14 protein-coding genes and 2 pseudogenes are annotated in these 19,181 nt (G+C 70.2%); 10 read left to right on the top strand and 6 right to left on the bottom strand.

Going from position 1 to position 19,181, the window contains the following annotated elements:
* Positions 1–708: 708 nt before the first annotated feature.
* The gene (locus ABZ281_RS08220) at positions 709–900 is read right to left on the bottom strand and encodes a hypothetical protein (protein ID WP_356653309.1); all 192 of its coding nucleotides are present in this window, start codon (positions 898–900) and stop codon (positions 709–711) included.
* Between the two features lie 565 nt (positions 901–1,465).
* Positions 1,466–2,041, bottom strand: a complete 576-nt coding sequence (locus ABZ281_RS08225) for a dihydrofolate reductase family protein (protein WP_356653311.1) — start codon at positions 2,039–2,041, stop codon at positions 1,466–1,468.
* A 245-nt stretch (positions 2,042–2,286) separates the two neighbouring features.
* Here ABZ281_RS08225 and ABZ281_RS08230 point away from each other — a divergent pair.
* The 3 genes and pseudogenes from ABZ281_RS08230 to ABZ281_RS08240 all read left to right on the top strand — a co-directional run.
* Positions 2,287–3,345, top strand: a pseudogene (locus ABZ281_RS08230) (hypothetical protein); the annotation flags it as partial.
* A 105-nt stretch (positions 3,346–3,450) separates the two neighbouring features.
* A complete protein-coding gene (locus tag ABZ281_RS08235) occupies positions 3,451–3,885 on the top strand; it encodes a VOC family protein (protein ID WP_356653333.1) in 435 nt (144 codons plus the stop codon).
* A 58-nt stretch (positions 3,886–3,943) separates the two neighbouring features.
* A pseudogene (locus ABZ281_RS08240) lies at positions 3,944–4,660 on the top strand (peptidase E).
* 175 nt (positions 4,661–4,835) lie between these two features.
* On the opposite strand, the gene ABZ281_RS08245 reads toward ABZ281_RS08240, so the two are convergent.
* A complete protein-coding gene (locus ABZ281_RS08245) occupies positions 4,836–8,489 on the bottom strand; it encodes a LamG-like jellyroll fold domain-containing protein (protein ID WP_356653313.1) in 3,654 nt (1,217 codons plus the stop codon).
* A gap of 484 nt (positions 8,490–8,973) precedes the next feature.
* Between ABZ281_RS08245 and ABZ281_RS08250 the strand changes: the two genes are divergently transcribed.
* From ABZ281_RS08250 to ABZ281_RS08270, 5 genes are all read left to right on the top strand, one after another.
* Positions 8,974–10,002 (top strand): LacI family DNA-binding transcriptional regulator, encoded by a 1,029-nt coding sequence (locus tag ABZ281_RS08250; RefSeq protein ID WP_356653315.1) that lies wholly within the window; start codon positions 8,974–8,976, stop codon positions 10,000–10,002.
* Between the two features lie 136 nt (positions 10,003–10,138).
* Complete coding sequence (locus tag ABZ281_RS08255) at positions 10,139–11,380, top strand: extracellular solute-binding protein (protein WP_356653317.1); 1,242 nt, start codon at positions 10,139–10,141, stop codon at positions 11,378–11,380.
* A gap of 10 nt (positions 11,381–11,390) precedes the next feature.
* Entirely contained in the window at positions 11,391–12,374 is a 984-nt protein-coding gene (locus ABZ281_RS08260; RefSeq protein ID WP_356653319.1) for a sugar ABC transporter permease, read from the top strand.
* Entirely contained in the window at positions 12,371–13,195 is an 825-nt protein-coding gene (locus ABZ281_RS08265) for a carbohydrate ABC transporter permease (RefSeq protein WP_356653321.1), read from the top strand. The genes ABZ281_RS08260 and ABZ281_RS08265 overlap by 4 nt, the downstream gene beginning before the upstream one ends.
* Before the next feature lie 93 nt (positions 13,196–13,288).
* Positions 13,289–15,022: a trehalase family glycosidase gene (locus tag ABZ281_RS08270; protein ID WP_356653323.1), complete on the top strand. Its 1,734-nt coding sequence runs from the start codon at positions 13,289–13,291 to the stop codon at positions 15,020–15,022.
* 72 nt (positions 15,023–15,094) lie between these two features.
* On the opposite strand, the gene ABZ281_RS08275 is transcribed toward ABZ281_RS08270, so the two are convergent.
* A complete protein-coding gene (locus ABZ281_RS08275; RefSeq protein WP_356653325.1) occupies positions 15,095–15,685 on the bottom strand; it encodes a hypothetical protein in 591 nt (196 codons plus the stop codon).
* 39 nt (positions 15,686–15,724) lie between these two features.
* Entirely contained in the window at positions 15,725–16,528 is an 804-nt protein-coding gene (gene ppk2 / locus ABZ281_RS08280) for a polyphosphate kinase 2 (RefSeq protein WP_356653335.1), read from the bottom strand.
* A gap of 253 nt (positions 16,529–16,781) precedes the next feature.
* Here ppk2 and ABZ281_RS08285 point away from each other — a divergent pair, with 253 nt between their 5' ends.
* Complete coding sequence (locus ABZ281_RS08285; RefSeq protein ID WP_356653327.1) at positions 16,782–17,807, top strand: 6-phosphofructokinase; 1,026 nt, start codon at positions 16,782–16,784, stop codon at positions 17,805–17,807.
* A 4-nt stretch (positions 17,808–17,811) separates the two neighbouring features.
* Here the strand turns inward: ABZ281_RS08285 and ABZ281_RS08290 are convergent, their stop codons facing one another.
* Positions 17,812–18,699 carry a universal stress protein gene (locus ABZ281_RS08290; RefSeq protein WP_356653329.1) on the bottom strand — a complete coding sequence of 296 codons (888 nt, stop codon included), beginning with the start codon at positions 18,697–18,699 and terminating at the stop codon, positions 17,812–17,814.
* A 287-nt stretch (positions 18,700–18,986) separates the two neighbouring features.
* On the opposite strand from ABZ281_RS08290, the gene ABZ281_RS08295 reads away from it, so the two are divergent.
* The coding region (locus ABZ281_RS08295; RefSeq protein ID WP_356653331.1) for a hypothetical protein at positions 18,987–19,181 on the top strand (195 nt) is incomplete at its 3' end.

Here is a 19,181-nt window from a genome sequence, read left to right on the forward strand (position 1 = left end):
GGGCGGGGGGCGCGCGGGCGGCGGCCCGGGCGCGCTGGGTTCGGGGGTGGGCGCGGTGGGGCAGAGGGCCTGCCGGGCGCCGGGTCGGCGGGTTACGGGGTCGGGATCGGTGGGGCGTGGGGCCTGCCGGGTGCTGGGCGAGTGGAGCACCCGGGCGCCGGGGTCGGGTGGGCTGGGCCCGGAGCTGGTGCTGGGCAGGTCGGGCACGGGGCGGGTGCCGGGCAGGCGGAGCCTTGGGGCGACCGGGGGCCAGGGCCGAGGCCGGGCCCGGCGGGGTTTGGCGGGGGCGGCGGTCAGGGGGTTCGGCCGGAGGTTGGTGCGGGGTGGCCTGGGGCCGCTGATGCCGGGGCCGGGCAGGGCGGGCCGGGGCCCGCGGGACGTGACGAGGACAGCGGGCAGGCCTGGTCAGGGACTGGCACAGCGCGAACCGGGCACGACGCCGGCAGCGGGCAGGCCTGGCCGGAGGCCGGTGCGGGGCGGCCTGGGGACGACGTCGATGCCGGGATGGCCGAGAGCTGGGTCGGCCCAGGCCAGGTGGGGCACGACCAGGGCAGCTCGGGGGCCGGCTCAGGGCCCGAAGACGACGCCCGCACCTGGCAGGCCCGACCCGAAGTCACGCGGATGAGCCCGTGCACCATGCCGCTCCCCGGAGGACGGCCTGGCGCCGGCACGCCAACGCCTGATGGCGGAAGCCCGGACGGCGGGCCGTCATCGGCCGTACTCGTCCGGGCTCGGCCGGAAGTCGTCCGGCCGATCGCGGCGTAGTTCCTCGTACCGCTGCGCGTAGGCATCGACAGCCTGGTGAACCGTGCAGCCCAACGTCTCGCGGATCGTCGCGATCGCGGCGATGCTCCGGTGCGCCAGGATGTCGTGGTCCACACTCGCGGGCAGTCCGTCCATGGCGTGAGGCTACCGGGCAGACCTTTTCGAATTCAGGCGAGTCGTCGTCCCCCGCTCCACCACTCGGCCCGTTCGATGGGATGGCGTCCCGCCAAGTGGTGTAGCCGATCAAGGCGCCGCAATCCGCAGGTCAGGAGCATTGGCCCCGCCGGATCAGAGGTTCAACTCGCCTCAGCAGGGCGCCTCGTGGACTGCCGCCTCCGCAGAGATCGTCAGGGGCCTCGTACCGGTACGCGTAACGCTTGATCCCCTACACCACGATGCGGACACGACCTTCGATGGTGGTTCGCTCCGCTTTCGCGTGTGAACCGCCGGCGTGGGGAGCGGCCGGACCGACATGACGGCCGATCCCGGCAGAACGTCCGTCCCTCCGTCCCGGCCTGGCCGACCCGTACGCGCAGGAGTACCCCGGGTCCTCACTCGCTCCCTCCGAGACACCTGCCGTGCCGGACTTGCCGCCGACTCCCGGGGTACATGCCGGAGCCGCGGGACAAACCCGGCTCCGGCAGCGTCACTCCCGAGCAATAGGCCCCCCTCTGAGCCGAACATCGTCAACGCGCCCCGGTCAATGGAGGGTCGGCCGGTAGACGAGCTCCTGGATGTGACCGTCGAGCGTGCGGTGCTCGACCAGCTCCAGATCGAAGTCGGCCGCATCCCGGAAGATCGGGTCCAGCCCCGTCCGACCGGTGATGACGGGGAAGAGCGTCACCTGCAGGCGGTCGACCAGGCCGGCGGCCATCAGCGCCCGGTTCAACGACAGGCTGCCGTGTGAGCGCAACGGCACGTCCGACTCCGCCTTGAGCCGGGCGACGACATCGACGGCGTCACCACTCACCACGGTCGCGTCGGGCCAGTCGAGGGGGCCTTCCAACGTCGTCGACACCACTGTCGTGGGCAGGCTTCTCATCCGCGTCACCCAGGGGTCCCGTACGTCGGATCCTTCCGTGCTCGAGGCCAGCATCTGGGCGAAGGCCCGATAGGTGTTGGCCCCGAAGACCATCCGCTGCTCCCCCTCGTAGAGGGCGAGACGGTGGTCGAGCAACTCAGGCCCCTGCTTGCCCCAGTAGCCGGTCCAGTTGGCGCTGGCGGCCCCGTAGCCGTCGAGGCTGGAAAAGACGTCGAAGGTGTAGGTGGCGGTCACGTCGTGCTCCTCACGTGAGGTCGATCGGTGTGATGGGGGAGTGGCGAGACCGGCGATCCTCTCCGGCGGCGGCCTGCGGCGACCCTCGCACCCACAGACCCGGCACGCTGGTGAAACTCATCGCTGTGCACATCACACGTCGCCCTCAATCGCTCGAACGGCGGAGGGCGCGCGGTGCACCTGCGCAGCCCGCCCCGCGCGAAACGCTTCGCTCTCTCCTCACGATCCCGGCATGATTCACCCCCGTGTATGGAGGCCGGGGGCAGCGTGAGCCGGGGCGGTACGCCCTGACGGACTCGGGGGACGGCCACGTCTGGGGCGTCTGTGCCGAGGTGGAGGGACTCTTCAGGGAGCCCAGGCGCGCGACCTACGAGCTCTTCGGCTGGGCACCGGACGGTGCCGAGGTGCGAGGCTGGGTCGGGCACCGGGTGTGGCTCGTACCGAAGGACAGGACGCTGGACCCCTGGCTGCTGGAGGACGCAGAAAGCGTCGGAGGGCGGCGGCTGACGGATGCTCTCGTCCTCACGGGTATGGACGACTACATGGGCCCGCCGCCAAGGACACCGGGCTCCGGTCCGGCTGCACGACCGGTACCGGTGGCTGGGCTCATGCCGGGAGTTCACGCGCGTCCTGCCCGACGAGCAGGCTGCTCCCTCCCTCGTCCTGCGGGGCCTCTCGCCGGGCGGCCGGCTGCGGCGGGCACTGGCGACGGGTACCCCGCGCGCGCTGGACCTGGACGAGGCCTGGCTGCAGATACGGGACGACAGCGGCGAGTTGCTCACCGACCGGCTGCTGCGGCCAACGATCAGGGCGTGGCGCCCGTCCGCCCACGGGCCGGACCTGATCGACCTGGAACTCGACGAAGAGCTCGACGCGCCCGTCCCATCTGGTCCCGCTGGTTCGCCGGACCGCCGCAGACCCCCGGCGTCTGGGCCGGCCTGGACAGCCGGCGGCGCGAGGCGTGGCTCGAGCTCGTCCGCGAACGGGGCTGCCGGCTGCAGCACCGGGGCCGACCTTCCGGACGCGTGTACGAGCTGGACGGCCGGCACGTCACCGACGAGCCGAGCCTCTTCCTGGCCCTCGGCGAAGCTGTCAACGGGCCGGGCGGTTACTTCGGCGGCTGCGTGGCCGCCCTCGCGGACTGTCTGCGAGGCAACTTCGGGTACACGGCCCCCGCGACCATGCTCTGGCGTGACATCGCGCCCGCGCGCGAGCACCTGTCGCACGTCCTGACACCCGAGGGCGAACCGTACGACCTGATCGCCCTGGCGCTCGAAGTCCTCGCCGAGGGTCGTATGCGGGTCATCTTCGAACGACAGACGCTCCAGGTGAATCCTGGACTCTGTTCGCATCAACGCGCTGATCAAAAAGCCGAGTTGAGCTCCACATCCGCTTGCTATGGTGAGCCGATGTCATCGGTCAAGCAGGTCCAAGTCACCTTCGACTGCGCAGAACCCGAGCGAGTCGCTCGCTTCTGGTGCGAGGTGCTGGGGTACGTCGTACCGCCGCCGCCGAAGGGGTTCGCCACTTGGGACGATTTCAACCGCTCGCTGCCGCCCGAGGAGCGGGGTTCATGGTTCCTGGCCCAAGATCCCACGGGTATGGGCCCGCGACTGTATTTCCAGCGCGTTCCCGAAGGCAAGGTCGCCAAGAACCGGGTGCACCTCGATGTGCGGGTCGGCACCGGACTCGTGGGTGAAGAGCGCCTGGCCACGCTGGAGGCCGAATGCGCGCGACTGGTCGCACTCGGCGCGGTACGCGAGCGACTGCTGCTCGCCGACGAGGACAACGAGTCGTGCATCGTGATGCAGGACATCGAGGGCAACGAGTTCTGTCTCGACTGAGGACACGTGGCCAACGCGAACAGCGAGTGGCCGCCGGACGGTTGAGGAGGCATCGGTGATGAGCGGCCCGGCTCGTAGCGTGGCTCTCCTCGGCGGAGGCTTCTCGACGGACGAGGACGGCCTGCTGGACGACTGGCTGCTCAGCCGCACGAGAAGCAGCCGACCCAAAGTGTGCTTCGTTCCCACAGCCAGTGGCGACGCACCTGCCTACGTCGATCAGTTCCTGAGCGCGTTCGAGTCACGCGACTGCGAGCCGTCCGTGCTGCCGCTGTTCCGGAGACAGCTGGACGACGAGGCCCTCCGGACGCTTCTGCTGAGCCAGGACGTCTACGTCGGCGGTGGCAACACCGCGAACCTCCTGGCGGTCTGGCGCGCGCACGGGGTCGACCAGGTGCTGCGTGACGCCTACGACAGCGGGACACTGCTGTGCGGAATCAGCGCCGGCGCCAACTGCTGGGCCCAGGGCTCGCATACGGACTCCTTCGGCCCGCTGACGTTCCTGCAGGACGGACTGGGCCTGCTGCCGGGTTCGGTGTGCCCGCACTACGACAGCGAACCGGGGCGTCGCACGTCCTACCGAGAATCGGTGGCGACCGGCATGTTGCCCCCCGGGTGGGCGGTCGAGGACGGTGTGGGGGCTCTCTTCGTGGACTGACACCTCGAGGAAGCAGTCAGCCGGAGGCCGACAGCGCACCTGTACTGGGTGCAGGCAGATGAAGATCACGAAGTCCTGGAACGAGCGCTGCCGTGCCGGTTGCTCGGCGGAGCCGCCTGACGCATGGTCGTCTTCGCCCGGCCGTGCCCGGACGAGGGTTCCGTCCGCCGGCCAACGGCGGGTGAGCCGAAGCCCAGGCAGAACACAGCCGGACGCCCGACCCGTCGACCATGACGGGCCGGGCGCCGGCTACCCGGAGTTCGCGCGCCTCACGGCGCTCCCGGAGGGGATGACCTCAGCGCACCTCCCGCGCGTACGGCGCGACGGTGATCCGGTCGATCAACGGCGCGTAGCGGGAGCGGAGCAGCACACCCGGGAACGTGTCCGAGGCATAGGTGGTGCCGTCGAAGTTCGGCAGTTCCTCGGAGCGGAAGCCGATCGTGTTCTTCCCCTTCTTCAGCTGTACCGGGACGGTCGTCTCCCAGAAGTTGTTCTGGTGGAAGCTGTGCGGGAAGCCGACGCGTCGCGCGGTGCCGCCGTTGACGCTGATGTCGGCGTGGCGGGCGAGCGGGTCGGGATTGTAGTGGGTGGCCTCGGACTGCTCCGGGTTGGAGTAGCGGACGCGCAGCGCGTACAGGCCGGGCCGGTCGGCCGTGACAGTGAACGTCGCGGTGTTGTCGTTGCCGGGGGCGCCGCCGATGCCCGTGATCGCCGTACCGTCGGTGGCGAGGGAGAGCGGGGCGAGCGTGGCCGAGCCCGCGAGTCGGGCGTCCCCGGCCTCGTACGTGCGCGTCGGCAGTGTGCCTTCGGTCGGTGTGACCGTGAGGCGGTCGACGAGGGTCGTGGCCGGGCCTCCGGTCACGGTCACCTTATTGACGCCGCCGGAGAGGGAGACCGCCGCACTGCTGCTGCCCTTGGCCAGGCGCAGGACGTCGTGGCCGTTGACGGAGAGCCGGGCGCCTGTTCCGCCGAGGGTGTCGACCTCGATCGTGGCCTCGCGGTCGGCCGCCGAGTAGACCCAGAACGTGGCGCTCTGGCCCTTCGTGAGGCGGACCGCGCCCGAGCCGGTCGCCGCCGGCTTCGAGGGGTCGTAGACCGGACGTGCGCCGCCGGCCGGCCAGGCCAGTTCACCCTCGTAGACCTGCGTGTCCGCCGAGGCGCGGGGGAGGGAGAGGGCGAGACGGTCGACGATGGCGTCGCCCTTGGTGGCGCGCTTGCCGTCGGCGCTCTTCGCGGCGAGCGTCAGGGTGTGCTTGCCCTTGGTGAGCTTCACCTTGGTGTCGGAGTGGTCCCAGACGACCCACTTGTAGCCGAGCGGCAGGTGCAGTTCCTGCTCGCTGCCGGCCTTGCCGTCCACCCGCAGGAAGACGTTGGTCGGGCCCTGTTCCTTGACCTTGTCGAAGGTGTTGAGGGAGTTGGCGAAGACGCTCAGGTCGTAGGTGCCGTCCTCGGGCACGTCCACGGTGAAGTCGAGTGCGACGTTCGAGCCGGTGCGCAGGCCGCCGACGTCGTAGCCGCCGGAGGTGTAGAACTTCGACACGTCACGCGGCGAGCCCTCCGGTCCGTTCTTCGACCAGCCGGAGCCGGTGTGCGCGGCGTCCTCCGCCTCGTACGAGGACTGCCAGCGCACGGGCGGGGCCTGCGTGCCCTTCGCCTCGCCGGCCGGACTGAGCACGACCTCGTAGGCCGAGGACTCCTTGAGCTTCGGCAGGAGGCCGTCGCCGAAGTCGAGGGCGACCGTGCCGTCGTCAGCGACCTTCAGGTTCGTCTCGGCGAGCAGCTTCGGGCCGGACGAGTCGCCGACCTGTCCGCTCCACTCGATCTCCCGCACCCAGGCGTGCACACGCTTGCCGAAGACCTTCTTCGGGACGCCGGCGAAGGTGATGTGGCCCTTGCCGGTGGAGCCGCCGAAGACCAGCCGGGACTGCTTCCTCTTCTCGTCGAGCGTGGCGACGCCCTGCATGGTGTAGTTCTCGCCGGGGAACGGCGGAGTCACCTTCACCGTGTGCCCGCTCATCGAAGCGTACGAATTCAGCAGCCACCACTGGCCGTTGCCGCGGTTCGACTGCACGGCGGAGTCGGAGAGGTTGCCGTCGATGTTCCAGTACGCGATGTCGGCGTCGACCTTGGACTCCTCGATCGCGGACACCCACTGGATCATCTGGCCGGGCACCGAGGTGTGGTAGTTGAACGCGTACTCGTTGATGTTGATGGGAAGTTGCGTGCCCTCCTTGCCGGTGCCCTTGAACAGGTCCTTCTCCCACGCCCGGTACTTGGCGACGCTCTGGCGCACGGCCTCCGGGTGGCTCAGCTCGTGCCAGGTGATGACGTCCGGGAGGGTGCCGGCGGCCTGGGCGTGGGTGAGGAAGCCCTTCACCTGGTCGTACAGGACGCTGGTGTTGGGTCCGGCGATGCGGGCGTTCGGCATCTTGCCCTTGATGAGCTTGTGGACCTGGTCCCAGGCGGCGAAGTAGGCGTCCGGGTCGTTGAGCCAGCTGACCTTGTCGTAACTCCACTCGCCGGTGCCGAACATGTTGCCCTCGGGCTCGTTGAACGGCACGAAGACGATGTTGTCCTGGTACTGCTTCGGCAGCGCGAGGACCTGGTCGACCTGTTTGGCGATCTTCTCCTCGTAGCCCTTGAGCTTCTCGGCGGGGGTGTCGCCCGGCCACTGGTAGGGGAAGCCGCGGTAGATGTCGGTCATGTAGATGTACACGTCACCGTCGGTGGAGTCGGCCAGCGGCTTGACCACCTCCAGGGCGTCGGCGCCGGGGTGCTGCGGGCCGTCCTGCGCCTTGGTGGAGACCGTGCGCAGACCCATGCCCTCGATGAGATTGTTGGTCGGGACGTCCGGCCCGTACACGCCGTAGAGGGTGCCGGAGGCGCCGCCGTGGAACATGCCGGTGTTCGAACCGAGGTCGACGGTGAGTTGTCCCTCGCGGACCACGGTGACGGTGGCCTTCACCGCGCGTCCGGCCGCGGTTCCGGCGACCGTGAAGGTGCCCGGCGCGGCGTACTTCTCGGCAGGGACCGCGTCCCAGGTGACGGGCGTGTCGCGGTCGTAGCCGTCGGAGAAGGAGGCGCGGACGGCGGCGGGGAGCGACGGGGCGGTCCCGGTCGTGGTGCGTGCCTCGAAGGAGGTCTTCGAGAGCTGCTGGAGGGTGGGCACGGACCCGACCGTACCGGCCACCTGCTCGGGGCTCAGGGCGGCGTGCCACACGGTGAAGTCGTCGATCGCGCCCTTGAGCAGCGGGTCCGGGTAGAGGGACTTGCCTATGTACCCGGCGGCGGTGGCCGAGGCGTCCAGCAGGTCCTTGGCCTTGATGCCGGTGTCGGCGGAGGAGACCGCCACGCCGTCGAGGTAGGTGGTGAGCCGGCCCGCGGAGGTGTCGAGGGTGACGGTGACGGTCCGCCACGCGTCCGCGGGGAGCGGCGCGTAACCGCGGACCTGGGCCTCGGCGCCCCCACCACCGGTGGTCACGGAGGTCTGGAACAGCCCACCGCCGTTGTAGGGAGTGCTGAAGAGGTACTTGGTGGTGTTGGTGCCCAGGTCGAAGATCCGCTGCCAGGGCGACTTGTCGCCGCTCCACTTCACGCGCGCGGAGACCGTCAGGTCGGCCGCGTCGCCGACCACGGCACGGGGCAGCCGGACGTACGCGCCACTCGAGTCGGACGCACCGCCGGGCAGGGCGAGGGCCTTGCCTCCGCCGGTGCCCTCGACGGACCGGGCGGTGGAGCCGTTGACCAGGTCCGCCGTCAGACCGTTGCCGGAACTGTCGGTGATCTTTCCGGAGGCCATGTCGTCCTGGTCGAAGGTGTAACGGGCGGCGGGCCGAGGCGCCTCCGCCGCCTGCGCGGGGACGGCCGGTGCGGCCAGCAGGCCGGCGCCGAGCGCGAGTGTCACGGCGGCGGGGGCCCGTCGCCGGGCTGATCTTTCAGCGGATGGCATGGATGGCGTCCTCAATCCTTGAGTAGGCGGTTCCGGGAGTAGGCGGTCCGGCCGGCCGAATCCGGTCGGCTGCTCGTGCACGGGGTGCTTCGGCGAGGAGAGTGCGTGGGGAGGGCGATGTCGATCGAATCGGTTCGATTTTCCGGGCCGCAGGCAGCCGCCGGACGGTGGAGGCGGCGCCTCGCCTCACCAGGGGTACGGGAGGAGCCCGGGTTTGCCGGAAGGATCACTTCGTCGAACCGGTTCGCGAAGCTAGCACCGGGAAACCCGCCCAGCAATCCCTCCGGCAGAAGGAGGGCCCCGGTTCCCGGGCGGATCGGGAAAGTGTGGTCCAGGGTGTTGACAGGCATTCGGGCAGTTTCTACCTTCACTTCACGCGAACCGGTTCGACTGCCGGCCATCGCACCCCGTCCCACCCCTCACCCTCACGACCGGCGAGCGCTCCCTCCCCGAGGTGTCGAACCGGTTCGAGTAAGGAGCCGCCGTGAACATCGGTGAGATCGCCAAGCGGGCCGGTGTCTCGCGGAGCACCGTGTCCTACGCGCTGAGCGGCAAGCGCTCGGTGTCGGAGGAGACCCGTCGCAAGATCCAACAGGTCATCGACGAGTTGGGGTACCGACCCAACGCCAGCGCGCGAGCCCTGGCCAACGGGCGCACCAGCACGATCGGCCTCGTCTTCCCGCCCGCGGGCAACCACTACACCGGGATGCAGCTGGACTTCATCGGCAGCGTGGTGGAGGCGGCGGCGCTGCACGACTACGACGTGCTGCTGTCGCCCAGCGGTGTCGACAGCGACCGGTCGTTCCAGCGGCTGCTGGGAGAGCGGAGGGTCGACGGGGCGATCCTGATGGAGATCAGGCTGGAGGACGACCGGGTCGACCACCTGGCCGAACTGGACTTCCCCGCCGTCACCATCGGCCGCACCGCCCATCCGGAGAGCGGCTGGTGGGTGGGCCTGGACCACACCGCGCTCGCCGCGGCCTGCGTCCACCATCTCGCCGACCTCGGCCACCGCCGGGTCGCCTTCGTCAACCGGCCCGAGCAACTGCTGCGCGCCGGGTACGAGTCCGCCCACCGCGGCCTGGACGGCTTCACCAAGGCCGCGGCCGAACGCGGGCTCACGGTACGGACGTACTGCTGCGGGGACGACGCGGCGTCCGGCCAGGCGTGCCTGGAGCGGATCCTGCACGACGACCCCGCCACCACCGCCCTGGTCACCCTGAACGAGGCCGCTCTGGGCGGCCTGTACCGGGGGCTGGCAAAGGCGGGCCGCCACGTACCGCGCGACTTCTCCGTCACCGGAGTCGTCGCGTGCCGGTGGGCGGAAACGGTCACCCCGCAGCTCACCGCGGCGGACGTACCGGCCGAGGAGATGGGCCGTCGCGCGGTCGACCTGCTCGTCGAGCGGATCGAGCAGTCCGCCGTGCCGGGCCCGCACCATCTGCTCGCACCGCCGATCTCGCTGCGGGCCAGCACAGGACCCGCGACCGGCACCTCCTTCCCCGAAGCCTGACCGCACATCACGCCCTTCCACTCCTCTCCCTCTCCACCGAGTACCCGACCCCCTCACCCTCGCCGGTTCGGAGTGCCCGCCTCCCCCCCAGCCACCACTCCCACGGCACACGTGTGCCCAGAACGAAGGACCCGCCATGCACAGCTCCTCAAGGCGCCGGCTCACCGCGGTGGCCCTGTCGACCGTCGTCGCCGTCACCGGTGCCGCCTGCTCTTCCGGGTCGGGCAGCACCGACGCGAAGGGCTCGGACAGCGGCACGTACACCGTCTGGGACCCGTACCCCCAGTTCGCCAAGGGCTCGGACTGGGTGAAGCTGCTGGAGGCGTGCGGCGCCAAGGCCGGCGTGAAGATCAAGAGGACCGGCTACGACACCAGCGACCTGGCGAACAAGGCACTGCTGGCCGCCCAGCAGGACAACTCCGCCGACCTCCTCGTCGTCGACAACCCCGTGGTGTCGACCCTGGCCGAGGCGGGCGTGCTCACCAGCACCGAGGACAACAAGCTGGACACCTCGAAGGTCGACCCCAACCTGCTCGCCGCAGGCCAGTCGGACGGCAAGACCTACGGAACCCCGATCGGCGCCAACACCCTCGCCCTCTACTACAACAAGAAGGTCCTGAAGGAGGCCGGGGTGGACATAACCTCGGTCAAGGACTGGAAGTCGCTGACGGCGGCGCTGGCGAAGGTGAAGGCGGCGGGCAAGAAGGGCATCACGTTCTCCGCGATCGGCACGGAGGAGGGCAGCTTCCAGTTCCTGCCGTGGTTCTGGGGCGCGGGAGCCAAGCTGACCGAACTGGACTCCGCGCAGGCCGTATCCGCCCTGTCGCTGTGGAAGGACTGGCTGAAGCAGGGCTACGCCCCCAACTCCGTCATCAACAACACGCAGACCACCAGCTGGCAGGAGTTCGCCGGCGGTGACTACGCCTTCGCCGAGAACGGAACGTGGCAGCTCGCCAACGCGAAGAAGGCCGGCTTCGAGTACGGCGTCCTGCCGGTGCCGGGAGCCGACGGAGGCAGTGCCGCCGCCCCCACCGGTGGCGAGTTCGTCACCCTCCCCGCCCAGGGCGACACCGGCCGCTACGCCACCTCCCAGAAGCTCGCGACCTGCCTGACCAGCACCCAGAACCTGTACGACACCGACACCACCCTGTCCTACGTGGCCCCCACCAGCGAGGTCCAGGCCAAGCAGGTCGCGGCGAACGCCGAGCTGAAGCCCTGGGTCGCGGCGGTCAAGGCGGCCAAGGGACGCACCAGCGACGATCTGGGCACCAAGTACCCGAAGATCTCCGAGCAGATGTGGAAGGCCGTCCAGTCCGCCCTCAGTGGGGCCAAGTCGCCCGAGGACGCCCTCACTTCGGCGCAGGCCGCGGTGAAGTGACGAGGGCCCGATGAAGCAGACGACCTATCCGCCGGACCACCTGTCCGCGCACGCCCGGAACGGGGTGGCCACCGCCGCCCCGCCCCCGGCCCCCGCGCGCGCCCGGCGCCGCCCGACCTCCCCGCAGTGGGCCGCCTGGGGCTTCCTCGCCCCGGTGACCCTCTACCTCGTCCTCTTCTACGCCTATCCGCTCTACCGCAACCTCGACCTCAGCCTGCGCAACTACACCGTCCGCTCCTTCGTCCAGGGCAACGCGCCCTTCACCGGCATCGAGAACTACCGGACCGTCTTCGACGACCCGACCTTCGCCCCCGCCCTGCTGCACACCACGCTCTTCACCGCCGTCTGCCTGGTCTTCCAGTACGCCATCGGCCTCGCCCTCGCCGTCTTCTTCACCCAGCACTTCCGGCTGTCGGCGACCCTGCGCGCGCTGTTCCTCGTGCCGTGGCTGCTGCCGCTGATCGTGTCGGCCTCCACCTGGTCGTGGATGCTCAACAGCGACTCCGGCATCGTCAACGCCGCCCTGCACGCCTTCGGCATCGCCCCGGTGAACTGGCTGACCTCACCGTCCTGGTCGTTGACCTCGGTGATCATCGCGAACATCTGGATCGGCGTCCCCTTCAACCTCGTCGTGCTCCACAGTGGCCTGCAGTCCATCCCCGCGAGCCTGTACGAGGCCGCCGCCCTCGACGGCGCGGGCGCCTGGCAGCGCTTCTGGCGCATCACCTTCCCACTGCTGCGCCCGGTGTCCGCGATCACCCTCCTCCTCGGCCTGATCTACACGCTCAAGGTCTTCGACATCATCTGGATCATGACCAAGGGCGGCCCGGCGGACTCGTCGACCACCTTCGCCACCTGGTCCTACCAGCTCGGCTTCGGCAATCTCCTGCCCGCCTTCGGACCCGGCGCGGCCGTCGGCAACCTGCTGGTCGTCACCGCCCTGGTGTTCGGCCTGATCTACCTCAAGGTCCAGCGAAAGCAGGCGCTGTCATGAACCGACGGACCGACCGCACGTGGTGGAAGACCGCCCTCGGACTGCTGCTGACCGCATTCATGCTCTTCCCGGTCTACTGGATGCTCAACGTGTCCCTCACGCCCGACCGGGACATGCGCAAGAGCCCACCGGACCTCTTCCCCGCCCACGGCACCCTGGACGGCTACCGCACGGTCCTGAACGAGCAGCTGCCCTATCTCGGCACCAGCCTCCTCATCGGCCTGGGCACCGTCGTCCTGACCGTCGCCCTGTCCGCCCCCGCCGGCTACGCCCTGGCCAAGCTGCGCCCACGCGGCGGCGGCATCCTCAACTTCGTCCTGCTGGCCGCCCAGATGATCCCCGGCATCATCATGGCGATGGGCTTCTACGCCATCTACCTCAGCCTCGGCGTGCTCCAGTCCGTCCCCGGCCTGATCGTCGCCGACTCCACGCTGGCCGTCCCCTTCGGCGTCCTCATCTTCACCGCGTTCATGTCCGGCATCCCCGGCGAACTGCTCCAGGCCGCGAAGACCGACGGAGCGGGGGCCCTGCGAACCTTCTGGTCCGTCGTCCTGCCGATGAGCCGCAACGCCGTCGTCACGGTGTCCCTGTTCGCGTTCCTGTGGTCCTGGTCCGACTTCGTCTTCGCCGGCACCCTCGTCAACGGCGGCGCCCACGAGCCGATCACCCTCGGCATCTACCACTACATCGGCAACAACAACCAGGAGTGGAACGCCATCATGGCCACCGCCGTCGTGGCCTCGCTGCCCGCCGCGGTCATCCTCGTCCTCGCCCAGCGCTACGTCGCTGCCGGAGTGACCGCCGGGGCCGTCAAGGACTGACCCAGGACCTGATCCCTCCCTCCTCCCCGTCACCACCGAGCCGCCTGCGCGGCAGCCGGCCGGTGCCCCCTGCTCGAGAAACGAGTCAGCGTCATGACCGCCGCCCGATCCGGTCCGGCCTTCTCCGTCCACGACATCCCGTTCAGCACCCACGGGTCCTGGTTCGACATCTCACCCGTGGTGGCCGAGAAGACCTACGCCGAGGACCTCCACCTCGTCTCGCACCAGAACGGCATGCACGCCGTCCTGCGCCTCGTCCCGTTCGACCCGGCGACGGCCGACCGGGCCGACACCCGCGTCGAGACCACACCGGGCCTGCTCAGCTGGATCGGCGCGACCGGACGCATCGACCTCTCCTACGAGTCGCCCGACACCGTACGCCTGCGGGGGAGCGGCGTGGGCATCGGCGTCGAGGCGGCCGCACAGACCCTCACTCCGTTCAGTGGAACGTACTTCTTCCGCGATCCGGCCGCCGGCGCGCACGTGTTCACGTCCTACGAGACCGGGCGCCGCTACCGCGTCACCGTGCTGTCCGGCACCGTCACCGACGCCGGCACCCAGACCCTGGGCGGCGGCCTTCGCGGCATCACGCTGACCGCGGAGGGGAACGGCCCCTGGGAGATCGCGATCGAGGAACTCGACACCGCCCGCCCGCCGTACGCGTCCCCGGCGACGTTCGACGCGATCACCGAGTCCGCACAGAGCTCTTTCGCGCAGTTCGTCGACCAGGTGGCGCCGTGGCGCTCTTCCGCGACCCCCGCCGCCGAACTGGCCGCCTACGTCGTCTGGTCGGCGACCGTGCGTCCCACCGGGCTGGTCACCCGGCGCGCGGTGCTGATGTCCAAGCACTGGATGGACAAGGTGTGGAGCTGGGACCACTGCTTCAACGCCCTCGCTCTCGCACCCGGTTGCCCCGACCTGGCCCTGGACCAGTTCGCCCTGCCCTTCGACCACCAGGACGACAGCGGCGCCCTGCCCGACTCCGTCACCCACTCCGAGGTCCTCTACAACTTCGTCAAACCGCCCATCCACGGCTGGGCCTTCGGCCATTTGCGCCGCCGCCTGCCGACCCCTCCCGGCCCCGCCGAGCTCGCCGAGACCTACCGCCGGCTGGAACGCTGGACGGGCTTCTGGCTCACCGCCCGGCGTGCCCCCGGCGCCGACCTGCCCCACTACCAGCACGGCAACGACAGCGGCTGGGACAACGCCACCACCTTCGACCCCGCGCGGGTCATCGAAAGCGCCGACCTGGCGGCTTTCCTCGTCCTCCAGCTGCGCGAACTGGCCACCCTGGCCACCGCATTGGACAAGACGGACGAGGCGATCCGCTGGACGCAGGCTGCCGAGGAGACACAGGCGGCACTGCTGGACCAACTCTGGGACACCGACAGATTCCTGGCCCGGGCGGTCGCCACCGGGGACACCTGGAGCAGCTCCAGCCTCCTCGACCTGATGCCCGTCGTCCTCGGCGAACACCTGCCCGGCGATGTCAGCAGCACCCTGGCCGACCACATCAAGGCCCACCTCACGCCGTACGGCCTGGCCACCGAACTGCCCACCTCACCGCACTACCTCGCCGACGGCTACTGGCGCGGTCCCATCTGGGCCCCCGCCACCGTGCTCATCGAGGACGGCCTGCGCCGGGCCGGTCACGAGCGCCTCGCGGACGACATCAGCGCCCGCTTCCGTACCCTGTGCGAAACCCACGGCTTCGCCGAGAACTTCGACGCGCTCACCGGAACGGGCCTGCGCGACCGCGCCTACACCTGGACCGCCAGCAGCTACCTCCTCCTCGCCGAAGCACATGCCCACCGAGACGCGCACTGACCGGTGCTCGTGGCTCACGCCAACGCGTAGAAGGAGGTTCGATGTGGCGGCGCCGACACAGGAGGTTGCCGCCTACGCCCCATGGCCAGGTGCTGTACGGGTGCTTCGATCACCGTCCGGCAAGACGTCCGCCGGTACCGTTGCGTCCTTCGCCTTGTCCCCCGCGAGGAGTTGGTCGGCGTATCCGGCTTCGGTCCACACGAACTTCTTGAACTGCTCCGGCGTGAGCGCTCCCCGCCACGGGGTGCCGCCCGGGCAGAACACCGAGGAACAACCGGAGCAGTGGTACGCCGGCCGCCACACGCGCTCCGCCCGTTGAGCGCCGTCTTCGGCCGCAGCCTTCTCCCGTCCGTCACCACGCACGACCACGAGGGTGCCGATGACACACAGCAGGGCGAGCGCCACACCGGCGATCGTGTACAGCGACCTGCCCTGCTGAACACCCGTGTACGCGAGGGCGACGCCCAGTCCGGTCAGCACCATGCCCTGCGCGACATGCATGCACCCGTCGCCCGTCTTGTCCGGCCCCGGCGCGAGTCGGCCGTGCAGGTCCTCACGCATGGCGCCCTTGCCGCCGCGCGCCTGCTCGACGGTCCGGGCCGTGGCCTCGCCGCACCTCGGACACACCATCCCGGCCGGCCCTCCGGCTCCATCGGATTCCATGCCGATCAGCCTATCGGCGCCCTCCGCGGCGGCCGTGCCTCACAGCCGGGCCGCGTGGTCGGGGACGTACGTCTGCAGGTCCCGTGGCGGGCGCTCGTAGCCGGTCGACGGGGGGCGGTCCGGCAGCTCCAGTACGGGAGGGGGCACCTCGTGGTACGGCACGGAGTCCAGCAGATGGGCGATCATGTTCAGCCGGGCGCGGCGCTTGTCGTCGCTCTCGACGACGTACCACGGGGCCTCCGTGATGTCGGTGTGCACCATCATCTCGTCCTTCGCCCGTGAGTACGCCTCCCAGCGGCTGATCGACTCCAGGTCCATCGGTGACAGCTTCCAGTGCCGCAGCGGGTCCTCCAGGCGCCGACGGAAACGCTCCTGCTGCTCGCTGTCGCTCACCGAGAACCAGTACTTGCGGAGCAGGATGCCGTCCTCGGTCAGCATCCGCTCAAAGATCGGGCACTGGCGAAGGAAGAGCTGGTACTCCTCCTTCGAGCAGAAGCCCATCACGTGCTCGACACCGGCCCGGTTGTACCAGGACCGGTCGAACAGCACGATCTCCCCGGCGGCCGGCAGGTGCTCGACGTACCGCTGGAAGTACCACTGGGTGCGTTCGCGCTCGGTGGGTTTCGGCAGCGCCGCGATCCGTGCGACGCGCGGGTTGAGGTGTTCGGCGACCCGCTTGATGGTGCCGCCCTTGCCGGCCGCGTCCCGCCCTTCGAAGACGACGACCAGCCGGGCGCCCTCGGCGCGCACCCATTCCTGGAGTTTCACCAACTCCGTCTGCAGGCACAGCAGTTCCTTCTCATACGCCTTGCGCGGCACCTTCGCCGCCCGCTCGTTCGTCATGCCGCCTCCGCACGCCGCGCCGCCGTCGGGACTCCGTTCCAGCACCGTACTGTCCTGCCGGCGGCCGCGCACGGCGTGCCGCTCCACCGGCAGCGACAGCACATGACCTTCGTCGGAAGGGCGCGCCCGAGTGGCCACCACAGATCGAATCGAGGGAGGCTGGAGGAAGACGGCGGTCCGCAGGCCGACAGCGGTCTCCGGTCGCTGTGAGTGGCGCAAGCGGACGAGGTGCGCATCGGATGGGAGAAAGCCCATGAGGGTCGGAGTACTGACCGGCGGCGGTGACTGTCCCGGCCTCAACGCCGTGATCCGCAGTGTCGTCCGCAAGGGCGTCCAGGAATACGCGTTCGACTTCGTCGGTGTGCGGGACGGCTGGCTCGGCCTGCTCAAGAACGACGTCGTTCCGCTGGACGTCTCCAGCGTCCGGGGGATTCTGCCCCGCGGCGGGACCATCCTCGGGTCCTCCCGCACGAACCCGTTCAAGCACGAGAGCGGGCTGCAACGGGTACGGGACACCCTCGCCTCGCACGAGGTGGACGCGCTCGTCGTGATCGGCGGAGAGGACACGCTGGGAGCGGCCACGGAGCTCGGCCGGCACGGGATCAACATCGTCGGTGTGCCGAAGACCATCGACAACGACGTCTCGGGCACCGACTACACGTTCGGTTTCGACACCGCCGTCGGTATCGCGACGGAGGCCATCGACCGCCTCCACACCACCGCGGAGTCGCACATGCGCGCCCTCGTGGTGGAGGTCATGGGGCGGCACTCCGGGTGGATCGCCCTGCATGCCGGCATCGCGGGCGGCGCCAACGTGATCCTCATCCCGGAGCGGCCGTTCGACATCGATCAGGTCTGTGAGCTGGTGAAGCGCCGGTTCGAGATCAACTACGCGCCGATCGTCGTCGTGGCCGAAGGCGCCGTCCCCGAGAAGGGCCGGCTGATGGTCAAGGACCGGTCCCTGGACGAGTTCGGCCATGTACGGCTGTCCGGCATCGGAGAGTGGCTGGCACAGGAGATCTCGGCCCGCACCGAGAAGGACGCCCGCACCACGGTCCTCGGCCACATCCAGCGCGGCGGCACACCGAGCGCCTTCGACCGGTGGCTCGCCACCCGGTTCGGACTGCATGCCATCGACGCGGTCAAGGAAGGCGACTTCGGCCGCATGGTCGCCCTGCGGGGCACGCGGATCGTCCGCGTCCCCCTCGCGGATGCCACCGCGCAGAACAAGGTGGTGGATCCGTCGCTGTACGACGAGTTCGAGGCCTTCTACGGCTGAGCCGTCACCCTCCGTGCGGCACGACCGCCACCGGACAGCGGGCGTGGTGCAGTACGGCGTGGGCGACGGGCCCCAGACGGCCTTCTGCCGCTCGCGGCTCGGCTCGGCGCCCCACGACGAGCAGGTCCGCGCTCCGGGAGGCGTTCAGGAGCGCTTCCGCGGGGTGGAGCAGCATGAGATCGCCGGCGACGGTCACACCGGGGTACTTCTCCTGCCACGGGCGCAGGACGTCGGACAGCCGCAGGACTTCTTGGTCCTCCCAGCCCGCCCGGTCCTCCTCGGTCACCACCAGGATCCGTGACGAGACGGATTCGGCGGGCAGGGCCCAGGCCTGCACCACGTGCAGTCGCGCGGCGTGGACATCGGCCGCCGAGAACGCGAAGTCGGCCACTTCACCGGCCGGCCGGTGCGCGTCGAACCCCAGGACGACCGGGCCGGTGCGGTGCGCTGCGGGGCCTCCCTCCGCGAAGGTGCCGCGGCGGTGCGGGACGAGCACGACGGGGCAGGGGGCCGCTGCCGCCGCCCGCAGAGCCACGGAGCCGACCGCCAGCCCCTCGAAACCGCCCGTTCCGCGCATGCCGGTGACGAGGAGCCCCGCATCACGTGCCGCGGCGACGAGAGCCACGGCCGGGGCATCGTCGGCCTGCACGCTCTCCACCCGGAGGTCCGGATAACGGCCGGCGAGGTCTGCGACCGTCCGCTGGAGCAACTGGGCGCCGATGTCGCGCAGCCGGTCCAGGGCCGGACCCGGAACGACGGCTCCGGGGAGGCTCGGATATGCGTGCAGCAGCCGCAGAGGGACCCCGCGCAGCACCGCCTCCCGTGCCGCCCGGTCGGCCGCCGCCGCGGCGCGCTCGGACCCGTCGACGCCCACCAGCACAGGAAGACGCATCCCGGCCTCCTTGCTCCGGCCCGCACCCTCGCGGGCTCCCGGCCCATGCCCTCCTCCACTGTTCCACGGCAGGACGGCTCCGGCGCCCGGACCGGATAGGAAGGCCACAGCGGCAGCAGGCCCCCGGCCGCCCGAAACCGTCCACGCCCACGATCACGCGACCATTTCCAGGGCGGCAGGCCGGTGCCGAGCCTGTCGGCGGGCACCCGCTCGATGCGCGTCCAGCCCTTCCAGCCCGCTCCTCCAGGATCGCCACCACCCGCTCGGCGCCCGGTGAGGACTCGGCCATGGTCGCGTCCAGCAGGTCGACGAACGGGTCGTCGAAGCCGTCGGCAGCCGCCCCACCCACCTCACCCGCCTCCACGGCGCGCATCATCAGGCGTTCCACGAGGTCGGCGACCTCGACGACCCGCGGATCGTCGGCCGGCCAGTCGAGTGCACCTCTGAAGAAGCTGCAGAGCTTCACCATGTCGGGGTCGTCC

It is taken from the genome of Streptomyces sp. NPDC006265, assembly GCF_040613555.1.
Classification (GTDB): Bacteria; Actinomycetota; Actinomycetes; order Streptomycetales; family Streptomycetaceae; genus Streptomyces.